Genomic DNA, 22,041 nt, shown 5'->3' with positions numbered 1-22,041 from the left:
GGCCGGCATCCGGTCGCCGCGAGCGACCGATGCCAGCCGCCTTATCTTGACACCCGATAATTTGATCAACGCAGCGCTCGTCGGCATCGATTTCGGCAAGACCGATTTCGAAGCCAGTCTCGAAGAACTCAGTCTTCTCGCCTCCAGCGCGGGGGCCCGTCCCGCCGTCACCCTCACGGGTCGTCGCGCCAGTCCCGATGCCAAGATGTTCATCGGCAGCGGCAAAGCCGAAGAACTACGGCTTGCGTGCGACGCGCACAACGTCGAAATCGTCATCTTCAACCACGCCCTCGCGCCGGCCCAGCAACGCAATCTGGAGCAGGCACTTAACAGGCGTGTGGTCGATCGCACGAGCCTCATCCTCGATATCTTCGCGCAGCGCGCCCGCAGCCACGAAGGCAAGCTGCAGGTCGAACTCGCGCAGCTGCAATACCTGTCGACGCGGCTCATTCGTGCGTGGACCCACCTTGAACGGCAGAAGGGCGGTATCGGCCTGCGCGGCCCCGGCGAAACGCAGCTCGAAACCGACCGCCGGCTGATCGGCGAGCGCATCAAGATGCTGAAGTCGCGGCTCGACCGGCTGCGCCGGCAGCACAGCACGCAGCGTCGGCAGCGCGCGCGCAGCGGCACGATGTCGGTGTCGCTCGTCGGCTATACGAACGCAGGCAAGTCGACGCTGTTCAATGCGCTGACGAAAGCACAGGCTTACGCGGCCGACCAGCTGTTCGCCACGCTCGATACGACGTCGCGGCGCGTGTACCTCGGCGACGAGGTCGGCCAGATCGTCGTGTCCGATACGGTCGGGTTCATCCGCGAGCTGCCTCACCAGCTCGTCGCGGCCTTCCGCGCGACCCTCGAGGAAACGATCCACGCGGATCTGCTGCTGCATGTGGTCGATGCGTCGAGCGCGGTCAGGCTCGAGCAGATCGAGCAGGTCAACGGCGTGCTGCACGAGATCGGCGCGGACACGATCCGGCAGGTGCTGGTGTTCAACAAGATCGACGCCGTGCCCGAGCTGGCGGCCCGCGGCGACGCGGTCGAGCGGGACGAATATGGTAATATTTCGCGCGTCTTTTTGAGCGCGCGCACCGGTCAGGGTCTTGATACGTTGCGTGCCGCCATCGCCGAAATCGCCTCCGCGGAACACCTCTCCAGTGCGACGTTACCCAGCGGCGCGCTCGACGGCGCACCCGCAGAACCACACGAAGACCACACGATTTCCGAACACGGGCGCTAACCGGTCCCGGCCGGTTCGCCGGCGTCTTATCTGGTGAACAAACTCTGGTGAACGAATACAACGAGCGGAGTACCTGGCGGCGGATGCGCGCCTTGCTGTCGATCAACGATCCCCGCTGGGGACGCGGCGAAGGCAATGGCAAGGACGGATCCCGTCCGCGTCCGAACGAATCGAAGCGTCCGCAAGGCGGCGACGGCGATGGTCCGCCCGATCTCGACGAGATGTGGCGCAACTTCAACCGGCGCCTGAGCGGCCTTTTCGGCGGCAAGGGCGGCAACGGCTTCCGTCCTGACAACGGGCGGGCTGCACGCGTCGGCGTCGGCATTGTGATCGGCGTGCTGGTCGCAGTCTATGCAGGCAGCGGGCTGTTCGTCGTGCAGGAGGGCCAGACAGGCGTCGTGCTGCAGCTCGGCAAGCTGTCGGGCACGGTCGGCCAGGGCGTGCACTGGCGCGCGCCGTATCCGTTCGCGTCGCACGAGATCGTCGACACGTCGCAGGTCCGCTCGATCGAGATCGGCCGCAACAATGTCGTGCGTCTCGCGAACGTGAAGGAAGCCGCGATGCTGACGCGCGACGCCGACATCGTCGACGTGCGCTTCATCGTCCAGTACCGGATCCGTTCGGCCACCGACTACCTGTTCCGCAGCATCGATCCCGAACGCAGCGTGTCGCAGGCCGCGCAGGCCGCGGTGCGCGCGATCGTCGGCACGCGCAGCGCGGCCGACATGCTGAACCAGGACCGCGACGCGCTGCGCGAGCAGCTTTCCGCCGCGATCCAGCGCGATCTCGACCGCTACCAGTCGGGCCTCGAAGTGACGGCCGTCACGATGCAGAGCGTCGCGGCGCCGGAGCAGACGCAGGCCGCCTACGCCGAAGTCGCGAAGGCGCGCGACGAGCGCGAGGCCGCCAAGCGTGCCGCGCAGGCGTATGCAAGCGATCTGTTGCCGAAGGCGCAGGGCGATGCCGCGAAGCTCGTCGACGAAGCGAAGGCCTACGCCGATCGCGTGGTCACGCAGGCCGAAGGCGACGCCGACCGCTTCAAGCAGGTCTACGCGCAGTACTCGAAGGCGCCCGCGGTGATCCGCGAGCGGATGTACCTCGAGACGATGCAGGAAATCTATTCGAACGCGACGAAGGTGTTCGTCGGCAACAAGGGCGGCAACAGCGTCGTGTACCTGCCGCTCGACAAGCTCGTCGAGCAGGGGCGGCAAAACGCCGCAGCGTCGACCGGCGCGTCCGCGCCCGACGCGGCGTCGGCACCGGCGGCCGTGGCGCCGGCGGCAGCCGCAGCCGTGCCCGCGAGCGCCGCACCGGCCGCCGCGGCATCGGGCGTCGATGTGCTGCGATCGCGTGAAGCGTTTCGCAGCCGGTCGCGCGAAGACGATACGAAGTAACGGGGAGCGCAGAACATGAACCGAATCATTGCGCTCGTCGTCGCAATCGTGATCGTTGCCTTCGCGGCGTCGTCGACGGTCCTGACCGTCGATCCGCGCCATACGGCCGTGCTGTCGGGCCGCGACGGCGCGCAGCCCGAACTCGCAGGCCCCGGCATCCATTTCAAGCTGCCGCCGCCGCTGCAGACGGCCACGCTGATCGACACGCGCCTGCAGTCGCTCGAGTCGTCCGATCCGCTGCAACTGGCAACCGAAGACAAGCACGACCTGCTCGTCGCGTATGCGGCGAAGTATCGGATCAGCGATCCGATGAAGTATTTCACCGCGACGGGCGGCGACCCGGCGGCGGCGACCGAACGGCTGTCCGGCGCGCTGAAGAGTGCGCTCGGCGACGCGTTCGGTACGCGCGCGCTCGACGATGCGCTCGGTGGCCAGCGCGCGATCGCCGATGCGGCCCGCGATGCGGCGAAGGCGAAAGCGTCCGGTTTCGGCGTCGATGTGGTCGACGTCCAGCTGACGCGCGTCGACCTGCCGGCCGCGCAGACGGATGCCGTCTATCAACGGATGATCGGCGCGTTGCGCGATCAGGCTGCACAGGTGCGCGCGCAAGGTGCGTCCGACGTCGAGCAGATCAAGGCCGACGCCGAACGCGAACAGCAGGCCGTGCTCGCGAACGCGTACAAGTCCGCCCAGACGATCAAGGGCGAGGGCGACGCGAAGGCCGCGACGATTGCCGCCGATGCGTTCGGCCGCGATCCGCAGTTCTATCAGTTCTACGCGAGCCTGCAGGCCTACCGGAACACGTTCAAGCGCAACGACATCATCGTCGTCGATCCTGACAGCGAGTTCTTCCGCTTCATGCGCAGCCCGACGGGCGGTGCCGCACCGGCGGCGCCTGCTCCCCGCAAACATTGACCTTGGGGCGCCGCGTCGAGCGGCGCCGTCGCTCGCATGGACCTGGCTGGCTCGTTGTTGCTCGCAGTAGCGCTGATGCTGATCATCGAGGGGGCGTTCCCCTTCGTGTTTCCCGTCGCCTGGCGCGACACGTTTCGTAGAATAGCTGAGCGGCCGCCGCATCATATCCGGATCGGCGGGCTGATCGTGATGGCGCTCGGGCTCGTGCTGCTGCTGCTCGCCACCTGATCCGGAAGGCGCATCCGCCGTTCCGTTCCGCCCGATTCCGAAGTTCCGATTTCAACTCGCGGCGCGCGTGTCACGCGCCGTTCCCCGTCGTAGGACCGTACCGATGTCGACCTGGTTACTTCCCGAGAATATCGCCGACGTACTGCCGTCGGAAGCGCGCAAGATCGAGGAGCTGCGTCGCAGGCTGCTCGACCGCTTCCGTTCGTACGGCTACGAAATGGTGATGCCGCCGCTGCTCGAGTATCTCGAGTCGCTGCTGACGAGCGGTGGCGCGGACCTTCGTCTGCGCACCTTCAAGCTGGTTGACCAGTTGTCGGGCCGCACGCTCGGCCTGCGCGCGGACATGACGCCGCAGGTGGCACGGATCGACGCGCACCTGTTGAACCGTCAGGGCGTGACGCGTCTCTGCTATGCGGGCCACGTGATGCATACGCGTCCGCGCGGCCTGCACGCGACGCGCGAGCAGATCCAGATCGGCGCCGAAATCTACGGGCATGCCGGGCTGGAAGCCGACCTCGAGATCCAGCAGCTGATGCTCGACGCGCTGCATCTCGCGGGCCTGTCGCGCATCCGCCTCGACCTCGGCCACGCGGGCGTGCTCGCGGCGCTGCTGGCGCGCGACGCGCAGGCCGCCGAGCGTGGCGAGTCGCTGTACGACGCGCTGTCGGGCAAGGACGTGCCGCTCCTGAACGAACTCACCGACGATCTCGGCGCCGATACGCGTGCCGCGCTGCGCGCACTGCCGAACCTCTACGGCGACGCGAGTGTGCTCGTCGAGGCGCGCGCACGCTTGCCGGTCCTGCCCGAAATCACGCGGGCGCTCGACGATCTGGCGCAGCTCGCGGCGCAAGCGAAGGGCGCCGAAGTCGCGATCGATCTCGCCGACCTGCGCGGCTACGCGTACCACAGCGGTGCGATGTTCAGCGCGTACATCGACGGCGTGCCGAACGCGATCGCACGCGGCGGCCGTTACGACCACGTGGGGCAGGCGTACGGCCGTGCCCGCCCGGCAACGGGCTTCTCGCTCGACCTGCGCGAGCTCGCGCGGATTTCGCCGGTCGAGGCGCGCGGCACCGCGATCCTCGCGCCGTGGGCGCAGGACGATGCGCTGGGCGCGGCCGTCGCCGCGCTGCGCGATGCGGGCGAGGTCGTGATCCAGGCACTGCCGGGTCACGATCACGTGCTCGACGAGTTCGCGTGCGACCGTTCGCTCGTCGAGCGCAACGGTGCATGGGTGGTCGAACCCCGATAAACAGGCGTTCGCGGGCCGTGCTTCGGCGTGCATATCGTTGAAGCGAAACGGAAAAATTCGGAATCGCCCGCGAACATAGGTAGAATACGTTTTTAACCAGCTAACGAATCAACATGTCTGCCAGCGCAGTGAACGTGACTCCCGGGCGCAATGTCGTCGTCGTGGGAACGCAATGGGGTGATGAAGGCAAGGGCAAGATCGTCGACTGGCTGACGGACCACGCTCAGGGCGTCGTGCGTTTCCAGGGCGGTCACAACGCCGGCCACACCCTCATCATCGGCGGCAAGAAAACGATCTTGCGCCTCATTCCGTCGGGCATCATGCGTGAAGGCGTCGCCTGCTACATCGGCAACGGCGTCGTCCTGTCCCCCGAAGCACTGTTCAAGGAAATCGGCGAGCTCGAAGAAGCCGGCGTGAACGTGCGCGACCGTCTGTTCATCTCCGAAGCCACGACGCTGATCCTGCCGTACCACATCGCGATCGACCAGGCGCGCGAAGCGCGCAAGGGCGCGGGCAAGATCGGCACGACGGGCCGCGGCATCGGCCCTGCGTACGAAGACAAGGTCGGCCGCCGCGCGCTGCGCGTGCAGGACCTGTTCGACGCGAAGACCTTCGCCGACCGCCTGCGCGAAAACCTCGATTTCCACAACTTCGTCCTGACCCAGTACCTGGGCGGCGCGGCCGTCGATTTCCAGGCCACGCTCGACACGATGCTCGGCTATGCCGACCGCCTGAAGCCGATGGTGGCAGACGTATCGCGCCGCCTGTACGACGCGAACAACGCGGGTCAGAACCTGCTGTTCGAAGGCGCGCAAGGCACGCTGCTCGACATCGATCACGGCACCTATCCGTTCGTCACGTCGAGCAACTGCGTCGCGGGTGCGGCGTCGGCTGGCGCGGGCGTCGGTCCGCAGAAGCTCAACTACATCCTCGGCATCACGAAGGCGTATTGCACGCGCGTCGGTTCGGGCCCGTTCCCGAGCGAACTGTACGATGCGGACAATCCGCAGCGTCAGGACCAGGTTGGCGTCACGCTCGCGAACGTCGGCAAGGAATTCGGCTCGGTCACCGGCCGTCCGCGCCGCACGGGCTGGCTCGATGCCGCTGCGCTGCGCCGTTCGATCCAGATCAACGGCGTGTCGGGCCTGTGCATGACGAAGCTCGACGTGCTCGACGGCCTCGACGAAGTCAAGCTGTGCGTCGGCTACAAGATCGACGGCAAGGATGTGGACATCCTGCCGCGTGGCGCAGCCGATGTCGCGCGTTGCGAACCCGTGTACGAAACGTTCCCCGGCTGGAAGGAAAGCACGGTCGGCATCAAGACGTGGGATGCGCTGCCGGCGAACGCGCAGGCGTACCTGTCCCGCGTTCAGGAAGTGGCTGGCGTGCCGGTCGACATGGTGTCGACGGGCCCGGACCGCGACGAAACGATCCTGCTCCGCCATCCGTTCAAGGTGTAATTCTCAGATGACGCAGCAAATTTCGATGACGGCGGCAGATTTGATGACCGATCCGCGCAACGACGACAAGAACCTCTGGGTGGGCTGGGACGAGTATCACCGTCTGATCGAGCTGCTCGCGCTCCAGGTGCACGCCTCGGGCTGGAAGTTCGACCAGATCCTGTGCCTCGCGCGCGGCGGCCTGCGTGTCGGTGATCAGCTGTCGCGCATCTACGACGTGCCGCTCGCGATTCTCGCGACGAGCTCGTACCGGGAAGCGGCGGGCACCGAGCAGGGTGAGCTCGACATCGCGCAGTACATCACGATGACGCGCGGCAATCTGGCGGGCAACGTGCTGCTGGTCGACGATCTCGTCGATTCGGGCGTCACGCTCGCGCGCGTGCAGGAGCACCTGAAGGAGCGCTATCCGTCCGTGACGGCCGTGCGCTCGGCCGTGCTCTGGTACAAGGGTTGCTCGAAGGTCAAGCCCGACTATCACACGCAGTTTCTGCCGACGAATCCGTGGATTCACCAGCCGTTCGAGGAGTGGGACACGGTTCGTCCGCACAACCTCGAGGCGTGGATCAAGCGCGGTCGCGCGCAGCGCGACGGGTCGGGCGCGTAAGCGCCTGCCCGATCGAAGGAAAGCCTTGTACGGCGCCGCTTGCGGCGCCGTTTTTCATTGGCGCGCCGGGTGCGCCGGGCGGTGCGCGCCGCGGATCCGGTAGGCAGACGGCGCGGCCCCGGCTATGATGGCAGCCCCTGCCACAGCTCGCGCCGGATTGCATGCGCAGTGTGGCTCACGTGGTTCCACGGCAACAGAGCAGGGCGGCGTTTCACGGGGGCGCGAGTAGAATAGCGCTCGTTTTGTCCGACCCGGACCCGATTATTACGTTTCATATGAACGACACGATCCACGCGACCGACGCCGCACACGCGCCGCATTCGACGCAACAACACTCGATGCGGGCGCTAGCGATAGCAGCCATCGGCGTCGTGTTCGGCGACATCGGCACCAGCCCGCTGTACTCGCTGAAGGAGGCGTTCAGCCCCGCCCACGGCATTCCGCTCACCGAGGGGTCGATTCTCGGCGTGATCTCGCTGCTGTTCTGGGCAATCATCCTGGTGGTCGGCGTCAAGTACCTGCTGTTCGTGATGCGGGCCGACAACAACGGGGAAGGCGGCGTGCTCGCGCTGATGGCGCTGTCGCTGCGGCCGCTCGACTCGAAAACGCGGGTCGCGGGTGCGCTGATGGCGCTCGGGATCTTCGGTGCGTGCATGTTCTACGGCGACGCGGTGATCACGCCGGCAATCTCCGTGATGTCGGCGGTCGAGGGTCTCGAAATCGCGACGCCGCACCTGTCCCATCTCGTGCTGCCGATCACGATCGTGATCCTGATCGCGCTGTTCTGGATCCAGCGCCACGGCACCGCGCTGGTCGGCAAGCTGTTCGGGCCGATCATGGTTCTGTGGTTCGTCGTGATCGCAGCGCTCGGCGTGTACCACATCGTTCGCGTGCCGGGCATCATCGCGGCCGTCAACCCGTACTACGCGGCATCGTTCATGGCCGACCACCTGCTGCAGGCCTACGTCGTGCTCGGCTCGGTCGTGCTGGTGCTGACCGGGGCGGAAGCGCTCTATGCGGACATGGGCCACTTCGGTGCAAAGCCGATCCGGATCGCCGCATACGGGCTCGTGATGCCGTCGCTCGTGCTGAACTACTTCGGCCAGGGCGCGCTGCTGATCCAGAACCCGAAAGCGATCGAAAACCCGTTCTTCCTGCTGGCGCCCGAATGGGGGCTGCTGCCGCTCGTCGTGCTGTCGACGGTCGCGACCGTGATCGCGTCGCAGGCCGTGATCTCGGGCGCATATTCGCTGACGTCGCAGGCGATCCAGCTCGGCTACGTGCCGCGCATGAAGGTGCTGCACACGTCGGAACTCGCGATCGGCCAGATCTACGTGCCGGTCGTGAACTGGCTGCTGCTGTTCGTGATCCTCTGTATCGTGGTCGGCTTCAAGAGCTCCGATAACCTCGCGGCTGCGTACGGCATTGCGGTGACGGCGACGATGGTGATCACGACCGTGCTCGCGTGCGTCGTGATGGTGAAGGTGTGGAACTGGAACCGGTTGCTGGTCGGCGCGATCATCGCGGTGTTTCTCGCGATCGACCTCGGCTTTTTCGGCGCGAACCTGCTGAAGGTCGCGCAAGGCGGCTGGCTGCCGCTCGGCATCGGCGCGCTGCTGTTCTTCCTGCTGATGACCTGGTACAAGGGGCGTCACATCGTCAAGGAACGCACGGCGGCCGACGGTATTCCGCTCGAGCCGTTCCTGCAGGGGCTGCTTGCGCATCCGCCGCATCGGGTGTCGGGTACCGCGATCTACCTGACCGGCAACGACAAGCTCGTGCCCGTCAGCCTGCTGCACAACCTGAAGCACAACAAGGTGCTGCACGAGCGGACCATTTTCCTGACGTTCGTCACGCGCGACTTTCCGTACGTCCGCGGCGACAAGCGCCAGACTTCGCGCGATGCGGGCGGCGGGCTGTACATCGTCAAGGCCGAGTACGGCTTCAACGAGACGCCGGACGTGAAGGCCGTGCTCGAGGAATTCGGCCGCACGCACGACATGACGTTCGAGCTGATGGACACGTCGTTCTTCCTCGCGCGCGAAACGGTCGTGCCGACGCATCTGCCCGGGATGTCGATCTGGCGCGAGCGCGTGTTCGCGTGGATGCACCAGAACGCCGCGAAGCCGACCGACTTCTTCTCGATTCCGGCGAACCGCGTCGTCGAGCTCGGTACGAAGATCGAGATCTGACCGGGCGCGGCGCGCAGGCGGTTCAGCCGCGCGCCGCGTTCGCCGACAGCGCCATCGCGCCGCGATCGTCCGCATCGCCCGCCGCGAACGCAGCCGCATAGCGCTGCGTGTCCCGCGTCACCCAATCCAGATAGCCGCGTATCCAGTACCGGTAGCCGTCGACGAGGCCGCGCACGCGCGTGTCGGCGTGCTGGACAAGCGCATCGGCGCACTGCACGAACTCGGCGATCTCGGCGCGTACGCGGTCCGCCGTGTAATCGACGCCGGCCTGCAGCGAATGACCGCGCGCCGCGTGGATCATCACCATGTTCCTGAACTGGCCCGGCTGGCGTGCTTCGATACCGATACTCTGGATGTCGTTGCACCAGCAGACGATATGGTTCGCGTGCCGGCCCAGCGCCTGGATCTCAGGCCGGTGAAACGTGTCGGGCGGGACGGCGCCGGAATTGGCCACGTCCGCCAGCGCCAGGCAAGGATTCATGCCGCTCGTGTGGCGCCGGATCGTTTCGTACTGCGGCACGGCGACCGGCTCGACTTTCAGGTGACCGAGAATCTGCAATCCGGCCGTGGTGGCCCACAGGCGCATCCCTTGCGCGAAGCGCGCGAAATGCTCGGCGGACAGGCGCGCACGCAGCCGTTGACATACGTCGAACCACGCTCGCTCGCCGTAGACCGGCTCGGGGCCCGTACATTCGTAGTCGAGTACGTCGATCATCGCGGTCAGGTTGCGCAGCGTATCGGGGCCGATCGGCTCCGCGCGATTGACGAACGCGTCGTCGGCGAGAAAGAACCACACGAAATAATCGGCAAGCGCCTGCAGCAGCGGAGGATCGGCGTTCGGGTAACAGCGCGCGGCGAGCCAGCCGTATCGGGTGCGGGCGACGCGCTCCCGATGGTCGTCGGAGGCGAGCAGGCCGTATGCGCCGGCCCATTCGAGCATGCGCGATTCGATCAGCTCGACGTGCGGTGAACAGGCACCGGCCCACGGCACATCGAAAACGGGAATGCGCAAGGCGGCCAGTTCGGTTTCCAGATCATCTGCTTTCATGATTCCCCGATCCATTTTGGCGAATAGGGGCCGGCTTGCTGGCCGGCGCCCATTCCGGATGTCATGCGTCGTGAATCGACTTCAGAACGTGGTAATGAGAGACGGGAGGCTTGACGCGCGCGGCGCGTCTGAGCGCCGCTGGGAATCCTGTTGCCGAGCGGAAAGATCATTTCGCCTTTCCAGGACATTGAAATGCCGTTTGCGAATTAATTTTATGTACGGTATCCGACGCGTCAAGAAAATGCATGCTGCAGTGCGAATTGTTTAACTCGCTGATTGGAAACAGGGAAGTGGTGACGAAATTGCATATATTCGGTTTTCATCGCGAATCCTGAATCCGTGCGGCGATGCAATAAAAAAAGCCCGCCGTAAGGCGGGCTTTTTTGTGCGTCGACGGCTTTCGCGTGCTCAGCGCTTCAGCTTCGCGAATGCCGCGGCCATCGCGCCGGCCGGTTCCGGCTCGCGCGAACGCTGCGGGCGAGCCGCGCCGCGTCCCGCATTGCCGCGATCCTGGCCGCCACGCGACGACATGCCGGGCGCTGCCGCGTCGTCGTCGAGGCGCATCGTCAGCGCAATGCGCTGGCGCTTCACGTCGACGTCGATCACCTTCACCTTGACGACCTGGCCGGCCTTCACGACTTCGTGCGGGTCCTTGATGAACTTCGTCGACATCGCGGATACGTGGACGAGGCCGTCCTGGTGAACGCCGATATCCACGAACGCACCGAACGCGGCGACGTTCGTCACGACGCCCTCGAGCGTCATGCCCGGCACGAGATCCGACACCTTCTCGACGCCTTCGCGGAACGTCGCCGTCTTGAATTCCGGACGCGGATCGCGGCCCGGTTTCTCGAGTTCGGACAGGATGTCGCGCACGGTCGGCAGACCGAAACGCTCGTCAACAAATTCCGTCGGGGACAGGCCCGACAGTGCTTCGCGGTTGCCGAGCACGTCGTCGATACGCTTGCTGATCTTCGCGAGCATCCGTTCGACGACCGGATACGCTTCCGGGTGCACCGACGAGCGGTCGAGCGGATTCTCGCCGCCGTTGATGCGCAGGAAGCCGGCGGCCTGTTCGAAGGTCTTGTCGCCGAGGCGCGGCACCTTGCGCAGGTGCTCGCGCGACGGGAACGGGCCGTTCGCATCGCGGTAGTCGACGATGTTGCGTGCGAGCGTTGCGTTCAGCCCCGACACGCGCGCGAGCAGCGGCGCCGACGCCGTGTTTGCGTCGACGCCGACCGCGTTCACGCAATCCTCGACGACCGCGTCGAGCGAGCGCGCGAGTTCGCGCTGGTTCACGTCGTGCTGGTACTGGCCGACGCCGATTGCCTTCGGCTCGATCTTCACGAGCTCGGCGAGCGGATCCTGCAGGCGGCGTGCGATCGACACGGCGCCGCGCAGCGACACGTCGAGCTCCGGGAATTCCTTCGCAGCGAGCTCGGAAGCCGAGTAGACCGATGCGCCGGCTTCCGACACGACGATCTTCTGCAGGCGCAGCTCCGGGTGCTTCGCGATCAGTTCGCTCGCAAGCTTGTCGGTTTCGCGCGATGCGGTGCCGTTGCCGATGCTGATCAGTTCGGCCTGCGTCTGCGCGGCGATGCGCGCGAGTTTCGCGATCGAGCCGTCCCAGTCGCGGCGCGGCTCGTGCGGGTAGATCGTGTCGGTGGCGAGTACCTTGCCGGTGCGGTCGACGACCGCGACCTTCACGCCCGTGCGCAGGCCGGGGTCGAGACCGATCACGGCCTTCGGGCCGGCCGGCGCGGCCAGCAGCAGGTCGTTCAGGTTGCGCGCGAACACGCGGATCGCTTCGGCTTCGGCCGTTTCACGCAACTGCGTGAGCAGTTCGTTCTCGATATGCGGCTGGACCTTCACGCGCCAGCACCAGCGGCAGACGTCGGACAGCCATTTGTCGGCCGGCCGGTTCTGGTTCGCGATGCCGAAATGGCGCGCGATCATCGCCTCGCCGGGGTGCGGCACCTGCGCGTCGAGCTCTTCACCGAGGCCGAGCTTGACCGTCAGCACGCCTGCGTTACGGCCGCGGAACAACGCGAGTGCGCGGTGCGACGGCACGGTCTTGATCGTTTCCGCGTAGTCGTAATAGTCGCGGAATTTCTCGCCTTCCTCGTTTTCCTTGCCTTCGACGACAGCCGACGACACGACCCCCTGGTTGTGCAGGTAGTCGCGCAGCTTGCCGAGCAGCTCGGCCGTTTCGCCGAACTGTTCGGACAGGATGTCGCGCGCGCCGTCGAGCGCGGCCTTCACGTCGGCCACGCCCTTGTCGGCGTCGACGTACGCGGCCGCCTCGGCCTGCGGGGCGAGCAGCGGGTTCGCGAGCAGCGCCTGCGCGAGCGGCTCGAGACCGGCCTCGCGGGCGATCTGTGCGCGCGTGCGGCGCTTCGGCTTGTACGGCAGATAAAGGTCTTCGAGCACCTGCTTGCTGTCGGCTGCGTCGATCGCGGCACGCAGCTCGCCGGTCAGCTTGCCCTGTTCGTCGATGCTCGACAGGATTGCCGCGCGGCGATCCTCGAGCTCGCGCAGATACAGGAGGCGTTCCTCGAGCTGGCGCAACTGCGTGTCGTCCAGGTTGCCGGTCACTTCCTTGCGGTACCGGGCAATGAACGGAACGGTCGAGCCTTCGTCGAGGAGTTGCACGGCCGCCGCGACCTGGCGCGGCTGGACGGACAGTTCGGTGGCGATGCGCTGTACGATCTTGAGTGCTACGGTTTCCGTCATGTCGTAGATGGTCTATCTGCCTGCTGAAATCGCGGCGAGGGCCGGCAGGCCCGGAGCGGCGGGCTGCATGGCGGGCCCGGCGGGCCAGATGCCGCGGGTGAGTGAAGCGGGGCATTTTGCCATAAATGGCGGAGCGTCCAGCCGGGGGTGATAGAATTTGACACATGTCCCGCAGCTTTCCTACGACGTTGCCAACTTCCCGAATTTCTCTCGTCGCGCTCGGCGCAGCGCTCGCCGCGGCTTTGTCCGCCGGGCCTTCCGGCGTGTTCGCGCAGGCCTCGGGCGCACCCGCGCCGGACGCCGTCGCGGCCGCACCCGTTGCAGTCTCCGCCGCGCCGGATTTCGACGCCCGTCAAAAAGTGCTCAATCAACGCTCCGCCGAAAACGATTATCGTTATGCGGTGGCCGAGCACGATTGCTACAGCAAGTTCTTCGTCAATTACTGTCTCGGCAAGGCGCGCGACCAGATGCGCGACGAGCGGGCAGGCATTCGCCAGGAGCAGCTCGCGCTCAACGACGAGCAGCGTGCGGTGCGCGCGCAGCAGCGCGACCAGCAGCAGGCGCTGAAGCAGGCACAGAATGCGGCGGAAGCGCCGCAGCGCGCGGCGAACGAGGCGGCAAACGCGGCTGCATTCCGCGACAAGCAGGAGCAGAATGCACTGAAGCAGGCGCAACGCGGCGCGGAAGGGCCGCAACACGCGGCGAGCAAGCAGGCATACGACCAGAAGCAGGCGGATTTCCAGCACAAGCTCGACCAGGCGCACCAGCAGGCTGGGCAGAAGGCGCAGGAGCGGGCGGACAACGCCACGCGCTACGAGCAGAAGCAGAAGGAAGCCGCGCAGCACAAGGCCGATGTCGAGCGGCGTCAGCAGGAAGCGGCCGACAAGGCCAAGCAGCAGCAACAGCAGGGGCAGTAACGTGTTGGATTGATCGGGATCAGTCTCGGGCGCGCCGGCATGCCAGCCGTCGCGCTGCTTCGATGAGGAGGCAAGTATGCAAAACCGTCACACGGAACAGCAGCAGGAATTGCACAACCGTTTGGCTGCATTGCAGGAGCAGCACCAGCAGCTCGCTCGGGAGATCGAGCTGAAGGAAGGACACTCCGACATCGACGACATCACGCTGCACCGGCTGAAGAAGGAAAAGCTGGCCGCCAAGGACAAAATCATTCTGCTGCAATCGCAGCTCGAACCGGATAAGCGCGCCTGAGCGCGGCCTGGCAAGCGCCGGCGCCGCCCGGGCGCTGGACACAGGAACGCTTGCCTTGAATTCACCGCTTGAAGCCACCCCCGATGCCCGGCGCGACACGACGTCTGCCGGGCGCGTTCGTGCGCCCGAAGGCACCTTCGAGCTGAGCCGCAAGCGCGTCGACGAACTCGACACCATCTTCGGCGATGGCGGGTTGCTGGCGCGCGCGCTCGACGGCTACCGGCCGCGTACGTCGCAGATCGAAATGGCGCGTGCAGTCGCGTCCGCGATGGAGGCGTCCGCGCGCCGGATGCCCGAACCCGAGATCTTCGAGACCCGCAAGCGGCCGGCGCGCCGCCTCGGCGACGGCGACAAGACGGTCGAGCCGGGCGCGGACGGCGCCACGTCGGGCGAATCCGACAGCGACACAGGCGACAACACGCTGATCGTCGAGGCCGGCACGGGTACCGGCAAAACCTATGCGTACCTGGTGCCCGCGATGCTGTGGGGCGGCAAGGTGATCGTGTCGACCGGCACGAAACACCTGCAGGATCAGCTGTTCCTGCGCGACATCCCGACCGTGCGCAATGCGCTCGCGGTGCCGGTGTCGGTCGCGATGCTCAAGGGGCGCTCCAACTATCTGTGCCACTACTACCTGCAACGCACGGCGGACAACGGTCGCCTGCCGTCGCGGCAGGATACCGCCTATCTGCAGGAAATCGTCCGCTTCGCGAAGATCACGAAGAGCGGCGACAAGGCCGAGCTTGCGAGCGTGCCGGAAACGGCGCCCGTGTGGTCGATGGTCACGTCGACGCGCGACAACTGTCTCGGCCAGGAATGCCCGCATTACAAGGAATGCTTCGTGATGCAGGCGCGGCGCGAGGCGCAGCAGGCGGACGTCGTCGTCGTCAACCATCACCTGTTCTTCGCGGACATCATGCTGCGCGATACCGGGATGGCCGAACTGCTACCGAACGCGAACACGGTCATCTTCGACGAAGCGCACCAGTTGCCGGAGACCGCGACGCTGTTCTTCGGCGAGACACTGTCGACCACGCAGATCCTCGAGCTGGCACGCGACACGGTGGCCGAAGGCCTGAGCCATGCACGCGACGCGGTCGAGTGGGTGAAGCTCGGCGGCGATCTCGAGCGCGCGGCGCGCGACTTGCGTCTCGCGTTTGCGAACGACCAGATCGTGCGCATGTCGCTCGCGCAGCTCGGTGACGATCACCCGATGTTCGGCGCGCTCGACGCGCTCGAGGCGGCGCTCGACGCGCTCGCGTCGGCGCTCGCGAGCCAGGCCGAGCGCGCGGAATCGCTCGGCGCCTGCCTGCGGCGCGCCCGCGAGCTGCAGGACCTGCTGGCCGGCTGGGTCGCGCCCGGCGCGACGGAGGCGGCCGCGAAAGCCGACGCGGCGGCGGCCGGCGACAAGGCGGCATCCGACGGCGACCCGAACGAGAAAGTGCGCTGGGTCGAGGTGTTTGCGCACACCGTCCAGCTGCATGAAACGCCGCTGTCGGTCGCGCCGATCTTTGCGAAGCAGCGCGCAGGCGTGCCGCGCGCATGGGTGTTCACGTCGGCGACGTTGTCGGTGCGCGGCGATTTTACGCACTACGCCGCGCAGATGGGCCTCAGCTCGCGCCGTTCGATGACGCTCGCCAGCCCGTTCGATTACCAGTCGCAGGGGCTGCTGTACGTGCCGCGCAACCTGCCGCAACCGTCTTCGCCGGCGTTTACCGACGCCGTCTTCGATGCCGCGCTGCCGGCGATCGAGGCGTCCGGCGGCGGCGTATTCATGCTGTGCACGACGCTGCGGGCGGTCGACCGGATCGCTTCGAAGCTGCGCGATGTCATCGAATCGCGCGGCTGGAACACGCCGCTGCTCGTGCAGGGCGATGCGAGCCGTACCGAACTGCTCGACCGTTTCCGCGCGTACGGCAACGCGATCCTGGTCGGCAGCCAGAGTTTCTGGGAAGGCGTCGACGTGCGCGGCGACGCGCTGTCGCTCGTCGTGATCGACAAGCTGCCGTTCGCGCCGCCCGACGATCCGGTGCTGGCCGCACGCCTCGACGCGCTGACGAAGAAGGGCTTGAGCCCGTTCGCCGTGCACCAGTTGCCGCAGGCCGTGATCACGCTGAAGCAGGGCGCGGGCCGGTTGATTCGTGCGGAGACGGATCGCGGCGTGCTGATGATCTGCGACACGCGGCTCGTCGACAAGCCCTATGGGCGCCGGATCTGGCAGAGCCTGCCGCCGTTCAAGCGCACGCGCGAGATCGCGGTCGTCCAGGATTTCTTCGACGAGCATCGCTCGGACAAGCGCGCATGACGGCACGCGCGGCGCTTGCCGCGTGAACGCCCCGGCGCCGCTCGAATGCGGCGCCAATAAAAAACCCGGCGCGATGGCCGGGTTTTTTGTTCATGCAGCGGGCGTTGCGTCGTGCGTTCGTCAGAACTGCCACCACGACTTCGTCGCGCCCGGGCGCGAATGGCCGGTGACGTACGGGCTGTCGGGGAACGTGCCCGCGAGTACGCGCTTCGTGTCCTCGGCGAGTTGCGGCTGGTTCAGCTTGTTGTACGACAGGATCATGATGTGGAGTGCGTCTTCGATCGCCGGCGCACCCTTGTAATCCTTGATCGCGAGCTGTGCGCGGTTGATCGCCGCCACATAGGCGCCACGACGGTAGTAGTAGTCGGCCGCGTGCACTTCGTGCGACGCGAGCGCGTTGACGATGTAGCGCATCCGTGCAGCTGCGTCGGGCGCGTACTTGCTCTTCGGGAAGCGGTCGACGACGACCTTGAACGCATCGTACGATTCGCGCAGCGCCTGCGGATCGCGTTCGCTCATGTCCTGGCCGGAGAAGCGCCCGAACAGGCCGAGATCGTCGTTGAAGTGGATCATCCCCTTCAGATAGTACGCGTACGGGATATCCGGATGATCCGGGTGGAGCTGGATGAAGCGGTCGACGGCCTGGTCGGCGGCTGCCGCTTCGTTGTCCTTCCAGTTGCAGTATGCAACGTTGATCTGCGCCTGTTGCGCGAAATGGCCGAACGGATCGCGGCCTTGCAGCGATTCGAAATATTTCGCGCACTTGCCCCAGTCGCCGCCGGACAGTGCGTCCTGGGCCTCTGAGTATAATTTGTTATTCGACCAGGTAGCCGTCTCGTCCTGCTTCTGCGGCAAGCCGTGGCAGCCGGCGATGAGGGCCGCGGCCGCTACCGCCGCAGCCCGGGCGGCGACGGTTCTGGCCGTACGTTTGGTCGAATTCATCATGCTCGCATGTCCTAGCTTCAAGTCTCGGTGACCCAGTCTAAATGACCCGTTCAAGTTCGCAGAATGCCCAGCCGGGCACACCAAATCGCGAAGATTATAGCCCAAGCGATCGGCCCGCCGACGCCGCGTCGGGGGATTCCCTCGATGACGATCTGGCCGGCGACGCGATGCAGCCGCCCGTCGTGCCGTCCGCGGCGGTCGACGAGGCGCCGCGCGTCGTCGAAGTGCCGCTGTCGCTCGCGGGTGAACGCCTCGACAAGGCGCTTGCCCAGCTGTTCCCCGAATTCTCCCGCAGCCGCCTGCAGAGCTGGATCGAGGCGCAGCGCGTGCTCGTCGACGGCGCGCCGGCGAAGATCCGCCAGCCGGTGCCGCTCGGTGCGAAGATCGAGCTCGTGCCCGACCTGCTGCCCGAGCAGCTCGCGTTCACGCCGGAGCCCGTGCCGCTCGACGTGATCTACGAGGACGACGCGCTCGTCGTGATCAACAAGCCGGCCGGTCTCGTCGTGCATCCGGCCGCCGGCAACTGGAGCGGCACGATTCTCAACGGTTTGCTGCATCGCTACGGCGACGCGGCGGCCGGCCTGCCGCGCGCGGGGATCGTCCACCGGCTCGACAAGGAAACGTCCGGCCTGATGGTGGTGGCCCGCACGCTGGCTGCACAGACGGACCTCGTGCGCCAGCTGCAGGCCCGCACGGTGAAGCGCCGCTACTTCGCGCTCGTGTGGGGCACGATGCCGGAGGAAGGCACGATCGACGCGCCGATCGGCCGCGACCCGCGCGAGCGCACGCGCATGGCCGTCGTCACGGGCGCGTCGGGCAAGCCCGCCCGCACGCATTTCCGCACGGTTGACACATGCCTGTGGCAACGTCAGCCGGTTTCGGCGATTCAGTGCGATCTCGAAACCGGCCGCACGCACCAGATCCGCGTACATTGCGCGCACGCCGGGCATCCGCTGCTCGGCGATCCCGTCTACGGGCGGGCGCGCGGCAAGCGCTCGGTCACGCCGCTGCCGGACGGGTTCGCACGACAGGCGCTGCATGCATGGCGGCTCGGCCTCGTGCATCCGGTCACCGGCAAGGCGATGCAATGGCGCTGCCCGTTGCCGGACGACATGAATACGCTCGTCGCGGCGCTCGGCTTCGGGCAGGGCGACGAGGAATTCGACGACGACGACGGTGTCTATGACGATGACGATTTCGGCGGCGAGTATCACGATGACGAGCCGTACCTGGACGACGATGAGGAGGCATGAGTACCGATGACGAACCTGGCGCCGTTGACGTGGCAGGACTGCGTTCAGCCCGACTGGCAGGTGTCGCCGCGCGTGCGTGCGCTGATCACGACGCGCGACGGCGGCGTGAGCGAAGGCCCGTACGGGCGCTGGCAGGATGGAGACGCGTTGCCGGGCGGGATGAATCTCGGTCTGCATACCGGTGACGACGCGGCCCACGTCGCCGCGAATCGCGCGCGTTTGCTCGGTCTTGCCGGCCAGTCGAGCGCCGCATGGCTCGAACAGGTTCACGGTGCGCAGATCGCGCGCGCGGACGAGGTGATCGCGATGGCGCCCGCCGCCGCGGCGCCGGTGCAGGCCGACGCGAGCGTCACGGACCGGGCAGGGGCCGTCTGCGTCGTGATGGTCGCCGATTGCCTGCCCGTGCTGCTGTGCGACGCGCAGGGCCGGGCGGTCGGTGCCGCGCATGCGGGCTGGCGGGGGCTCGCGGCCGGCATCGTCGAGCAGACCGCGGCACGCGTTGCGGCGCTGGCCGGCGGCGCGGCGGACACGCTGCATGCGTACCTCGGGCCGGCGATCGGCCCGCAGGCGTTCGAGGTCGGTGCGGACGTGCGCGACGCGTTTCTCGACACGGCTCCGCAGTCGGAGCATGATAAAACCCGGCTTGCGTTCGTCGCGATCGACGGCGCGCCCGGCAAGTTTCTCACCGATCTCTACGCGCTCGCGCGCCTGCGTCTCGCGCGTGCGGGCGTGGCGCACGTGAGCGGCGGGACGGCCTGCACGGTCACCGAACACGCACGCTTCTATTCGTACCGCCGCGATCGCGTGACGGGCCGCATGGCGGCAGCGATCTGGCTGGCCGATTGACGGCATGCGCATGCGCGCGGGGTTTGTTGCGTCGCGAAATCGGGTTATCTCGATATTTAGACGGCAATGCGGCGCGGCATGCGCATCTGAATGAAAAATCCCGAAGTCAAGCCAAACAAAATGTTTTATGTTTCGCCGGAACCCTTGTCCCGCCTGTTGCACGCGGATTATCTCCGTGCAGAAATGTTCAGTGGTTTGACTTGGCGCTTCACATGGGGAAAACGATAATGATAAAAATACCGCACTGCGGCAGAATCTGGAGACGCCTCTCCAGAGCATGACGGCCCGGCTCGCAACCGGCACGCCGCGCGCGAGCAGGATTTCACGATTGACGCTCACGAATCACCGGTAAGGCAGGTAATGACAGCATCGAAAAATTCGTCGACGTCCGCTCAGGCGGGCACTTCCGCGGGCAGCACCGGTTTCGATCCGGCCGCCCAGCCGATGCAGCAGATGTTTGAGTCGTGGTTGAACGCGTGGCGCGGTTTTGCAGATCCGGCGCGTGCCGCGACTGCGTCGGCTACCGTCAATCCGTTCGCGACATTCCAGTTCCCTGCGTCGTTTCCGTTCCAGATGCCGTCGATGCCCGATCTCGGTGGCCTCGCGGGCCTTGGCGGCATGGCTTCGCCGTTCGCGGGGCTGAAGCTGCCGGTTGCCGCGATTCCGCCCGAACGGCTCCAGGCGCTGCAGGCCGACTACGCGCGCGATTGCATGACGCTGATGCAGCAGGCCGCGGCCACGAAGCTCGAATCTCCCGAATTGAAGGACCGCCGCTTCAGCGGCGACGCGTGGAAGTCGTCGCCTGCGCATGCGTTCGCGGCTGCGTGGTATCTGCTCAACGCGCGCTATCTGCAGGAGCTGGCCGACGCGCTTCAGACCGATCCGAAGACGCGCGAGCGCATCCGGTTCACGGTCCAGCAATGGACGGCCGCCGCCGCACCGAGCAACTACCTCGCACTCAATCCCGACGCACAGAAATCGATTCTCGAAACGCAGGGCGAAAGCCTGCGGCAGGGGATGATGAACCTGCTCGGCGACCTGCAGCGCGGCAAGATTTCGCAGACCGACGAATCGCAGTTCGTGGTCGGCAAGAACCTCGGGTGTACTGAAGGCGCGGTCGTCTACGAGAACGACCTGATCCAGCTGATCCAGTACACGCCGAAGACGGACAAGGTGTTCGAGCGGCCGCTGCTGATCGTCCCGCCGTGCATCAACAAGTTCTACATCCTCGACCTGCAGCCCGAGAATTCGCTCGTCGCGCACGCGCTGTCGAACGGTCATCAGGTGTTCCTCGTGTCGTGGCGCAATGCGGATGCATCGGTCGCGCACAAGACGTGGGACGACTACATGAACGAGGGGCTGCTCGCAGCGATCGACGCCGTGCAGCAGGTCAGCGGCCGCGAGCAGATCAACACGCTCGGCTTCTGCGTCGGCGGCACGATGCTCGCGACCGCGCTCGCGGTGCTCGCCGCACGCGGCGAACATCCGGCCGCGTCGATGACGCTGCTCACCGCGATGCTCGACTTCAGCGATACCGGCATCCTCGACGTGTTCGTCGACGAGGCGCACGTGCAGATGCGCGAGCAGACGATCGGCGGCAAGAACGGTACGCAACCGGGGCTGATGCGCGGCGTCGAGTTCGCGAACACGTTTTCGTTCCTGCGTCCGAACGACCTCGTGTGGAACTACGTCGTCGACAACTACCTGAAGGGCCGCACGCCCGCGCCGTTCGACCTGCTGTACTGGAACAGCGATTCGACGAGCCTGCCGGGCCCGATGTACGCGTGGTACCTGCGCAATACCTATCTCGAGAACAAGCTGCGCGAGCCGGGCGCGCTGACCGTGTGCGGCGACACCGTCGACCTGTCGCTGATCGACGTGCCGACCTTCATCTACGGTTCGCGCGAGGATCACATCGTGCCGTGGCAGACGGCCTACGCATCGACGTCGATCCTGTCGGGCCCGCTGAAATTCGTGCTCGGCGCGTCGGGTCACATCGCAGGCGTGATCAATCCGCCGGCGAAGAAGAAGCGCAGCTACTGGATCAACGACGGTGACCTGCCCGAATCCGCGGACGACTGGTTCGCCGGTGCGGCGGAGCAGCCGGGAAGCTGGTGGACGACGTGGGTCGAATGGCTCGACCAGTACGGCGGCCGCAAGGTGGCGCCGCCCGCCGGGGCCGGTTCCGCGCAGTTCCCGGTGATCGAGCCGGCGCCGGGACGCTACGTGTTGCAGCGCGATTGACGAAATCCGGACAGCGGCGCACGCTGTCCGGTGCACCGCAGTTTTTTTAACAGGGCCGGTAACGATGCGCCGTGTCGTGCGGGCCTGGAGGAAAGGGAAATGACGGACGTAGTGATCGTATCGGCCGCGCGGACCGCGGTCGGCAAATTCGGCGGCTCGCTTGCGAAGATTGCGGC

Annotated in this window: 18 protein-coding genes; 14 read left to right on the top strand and 4 right to left on the bottom strand. The window is 66.4% G+C overall.

Annotated features, from left to right (window positions below):
- Positions 1 to 61 precede the first annotated feature (61 nt).
- From hflX to BLA15945_RS30185, 8 genes are all read left to right on the top strand, one after another.
- Positions 62 to 1,237, top strand: coding sequence for a GTPase HflX (gene hflX, locus BLA15945_RS30220; protein ID WP_174994142.1), 1,176 nt, complete (start codon positions 62 to 64; stop codon positions 1,235 to 1,237).
- A 47-nt stretch (positions 1,238 to 1,284) separates the two neighbouring features.
- Complete coding sequence (hflK, locus tag BLA15945_RS30215) at positions 1,285 to 2,631, top strand: FtsH protease activity modulator HflK (protein WP_174994118.1); 1,347 nt, start codon at positions 1,285 to 1,287, stop codon at positions 2,629 to 2,631.
- A gap of 15 nt (positions 2,632 to 2,646) precedes the next feature.
- On the top strand, positions 2,647 to 3,546 hold the full coding sequence (gene hflC / locus BLA15945_RS30210) for a protease modulator HflC (protein WP_174994117.1): 900 nt from the start codon (positions 2,647 to 2,649) through the stop codon (positions 3,544 to 3,546).
- 36 nt (positions 3,547 to 3,582) lie between these two features.
- Entirely contained in the window at positions 3,583 to 3,774 is a 192-nt protein-coding gene (locus tag BLA15945_RS30205) for a DUF2065 domain-containing protein (protein ID WP_009687995.1), read from the top strand.
- A gap of 103 nt (positions 3,775 to 3,877) precedes the next feature.
- On the top strand, positions 3,878 to 5,026 hold the full coding sequence (locus tag BLA15945_RS30200; protein ID WP_174994116.1) for an ATP phosphoribosyltransferase regulatory subunit: 1,149 nt from the start codon (positions 3,878 to 3,880) through the stop codon (positions 5,024 to 5,026).
- 113 nt (positions 5,027 to 5,139) lie between these two features.
- The gene (locus BLA15945_RS30195; protein ID WP_059234021.1) at positions 5,140 to 6,486 is read left to right on the top strand and encodes an adenylosuccinate synthase; all 1,347 of its coding nucleotides are present in this window, start codon (positions 5,140 to 5,142) and stop codon (positions 6,484 to 6,486) included.
- 7 nt (positions 6,487 to 6,493) lie between these two features.
- Entirely contained in the window at positions 6,494 to 7,090 is a 597-nt protein-coding gene (locus tag BLA15945_RS30190) for a phosphoribosyltransferase (RefSeq protein WP_059234022.1), read from the top strand.
- A 275-nt stretch (positions 7,091 to 7,365) separates the two neighbouring features.
- Positions 7,366 to 9,282: a potassium transporter Kup gene (locus BLA15945_RS30185; protein WP_059234023.1), complete on the top strand. Its 1,917-nt coding sequence runs from the start codon at positions 7,366 to 7,368 to the stop codon at positions 9,280 to 9,282.
- A 22-nt stretch (positions 9,283 to 9,304) separates the two neighbouring features.
- Here the strand turns inward: BLA15945_RS30185 and BLA15945_RS30180 are convergent, their stop codons facing one another.
- A complete protein-coding gene (locus BLA15945_RS30180) occupies positions 9,305 to 10,330 on the bottom strand; it encodes a terpene synthase family protein (protein ID WP_174994115.1) in 1,026 nt (341 codons plus the stop codon).
- Between the two features lie 408 nt (positions 10,331 to 10,738).
- Positions 10,739 to 13,063, bottom strand: coding sequence for a Tex family protein (locus BLA15945_RS30175; RefSeq protein ID WP_174994114.1), 2,325 nt, complete (start codon positions 13,061 to 13,063; stop codon positions 10,739 to 10,741).
- Positions 13,064 to 13,227: 164 nt separating this feature from the next.
- Here BLA15945_RS30175 and BLA15945_RS30170 point away from each other — a divergent pair, with 164 nt between their 5' ends.
- The 3 genes from BLA15945_RS30170 (at position 13,228) to BLA15945_RS30160 (ending at position 16,577) form a co-directional block, all read left to right on the top strand.
- The gene (locus tag BLA15945_RS30170; RefSeq protein ID WP_174994113.1) at positions 13,228 to 13,980 is read left to right on the top strand and encodes a hypothetical protein; all 753 of its coding nucleotides are present in this window, start codon (positions 13,228 to 13,230) and stop codon (positions 13,978 to 13,980) included.
- A 76-nt stretch (positions 13,981 to 14,056) separates the two neighbouring features.
- Complete coding sequence (locus BLA15945_RS30165; RefSeq protein WP_006478692.1) at positions 14,057 to 14,272, top strand: YdcH family protein; 216 nt, start codon at positions 14,057 to 14,059, stop codon at positions 14,270 to 14,272.
- Positions 14,273 to 14,327: 55 nt separating this feature from the next.
- Positions 14,328 to 16,577: an ATP-dependent DNA helicase gene (locus BLA15945_RS30160; protein WP_174994112.1), complete on the top strand. Its 2,250-nt coding sequence runs from the start codon at positions 14,328 to 14,330 to the stop codon at positions 16,575 to 16,577.
- Between the two features lie 120 nt (positions 16,578 to 16,697).
- On the opposite strand, the gene BLA15945_RS30155 is transcribed toward BLA15945_RS30160, so the two are convergent.
- On the bottom strand, positions 16,698 to 17,522 hold the full coding sequence (locus tag BLA15945_RS30155; protein WP_059234028.1) for an outer membrane protein assembly factor BamD: 825 nt from the start codon (positions 17,520 to 17,522) through the stop codon (positions 16,698 to 16,700).
- 41 nt (positions 17,523 to 17,563) lie between these two features.
- Between BLA15945_RS30155 and BLA15945_RS30150 the strand changes: the two genes are divergently transcribed.
- From BLA15945_RS30150 to phaC, 3 genes are all read left to right on the top strand, one after another.
- On the top strand, positions 17,564 to 18,775 hold the full coding sequence (locus BLA15945_RS30150; protein WP_174994111.1) for an RluA family pseudouridine synthase: 1,212 nt from the start codon (positions 17,564 to 17,566) through the stop codon (positions 18,773 to 18,775).
- 6 nt (positions 18,776 to 18,781) lie between these two features.
- Positions 18,782 to 19,621: a peptidoglycan editing factor PgeF gene (gene pgeF, locus BLA15945_RS30145; RefSeq protein WP_174994110.1), complete on the top strand. Its 840-nt coding sequence runs from the start codon at positions 18,782 to 18,784 to the stop codon at positions 19,619 to 19,621.
- Positions 19,622 to 19,981: 360 nt separating this feature from the next.
- Positions 19,982 to 21,865: a class I poly(R)-hydroxyalkanoic acid synthase gene (gene phaC / locus BLA15945_RS30140; RefSeq protein ID WP_059234030.1), complete on the top strand. Its 1,884-nt coding sequence runs from the start codon at positions 19,982 to 19,984 to the stop codon at positions 21,863 to 21,865.
- Here the strand turns inward: phaC and BLA15945_RS30135 are convergent.
- Positions 21,844 to 22,041 (bottom strand): hypothetical protein (locus BLA15945_RS30135; protein ID WP_217468175.1); only part of this gene is annotated, 198 nt, incomplete at its 5' end. The genes phaC and BLA15945_RS30135 overlap by 22 nt on opposite strands.

Source organism: Burkholderia arboris (assembly GCF_902499125.1).
Lineage (GTDB): Bacteria > Pseudomonadota > Gammaproteobacteria > Burkholderiales > Burkholderiaceae > Burkholderia > Burkholderia arboris.
This window is presented reverse-complemented; position numbering and strand designations above follow the sequence as displayed.

Coding starts and splice junctions, on each gene's coding strand:
- BLA15945_RS30155 (WP_059234028.1), bottom strand. CDS start 17,522: ATGATGAATTCGACCAAACGTACGGCCAGAACCGTCGCCGCCCGGGCT.
- BLA15945_RS30165 (WP_006478692.1), top strand. CDS start 14,057: ATGCAAAACCGTCACACGGAACAGCAGCAGGAATTGCACAACCGTTTG.
- BLA15945_RS30190 (WP_059234022.1), top strand. CDS start 6,494: ATGACGCAGCAAATTTCGATGACGGCGGCAGATTTGATGACCGATCCG.
- phaC (WP_059234030.1), top strand. CDS start 19,982: ATGACAGCATCGAAAAATTCGTCGACGTCCGCTCAGGCGGGCACTTCC.
- BLA15945_RS30185 (WP_059234023.1), top strand. CDS start 7,366: ATGAACGACACGATCCACGCGACCGACGCCGCACACGCGCCGCATTCG.
- BLA15945_RS30175 (WP_174994114.1), bottom strand. CDS start 13,063: ATGACGGAAACCGTAGCACTCAAGATCGTACAGCGCATCGCCACCGAA.
- BLA15945_RS30170 (WP_174994113.1), top strand. CDS start 13,228: ATGTCCCGCAGCTTTCCTACGACGTTGCCAACTTCCCGAATTTCTCTC.
- BLA15945_RS30195 (WP_059234021.1), top strand. CDS start 5,140: ATGTCTGCCAGCGCAGTGAACGTGACTCCCGGGCGCAATGTCGTCGTC.
- BLA15945_RS30200 (WP_174994116.1), top strand. CDS start 3,878: ATGTCGACCTGGTTACTTCCCGAGAATATCGCCGACGTACTGCCGTCG.
- BLA15945_RS30180 (WP_174994115.1), bottom strand. CDS start 10,330: ATGAAAGCAGATGATCTGGAAACCGAACTGGCCGCCTTGCGCATTCCC.
- pgeF (WP_174994110.1), top strand. CDS start 18,782: ATGACGAACCTGGCGCCGTTGACGTGGCAGGACTGCGTTCAGCCCGAC.
- BLA15945_RS30150 (WP_174994111.1), top strand. CDS start 17,564: ATGACCCGTTCAAGTTCGCAGAATGCCCAGCCGGGCACACCAAATCGC.
- BLA15945_RS30205 (WP_009687995.1), top strand. CDS start 3,583: ATGGACCTGGCTGGCTCGTTGTTGCTCGCAGTAGCGCTGATGCTGATC.
- hflC (WP_174994117.1), top strand. CDS start 2,647: ATGAACCGAATCATTGCGCTCGTCGTCGCAATCGTGATCGTTGCCTTC.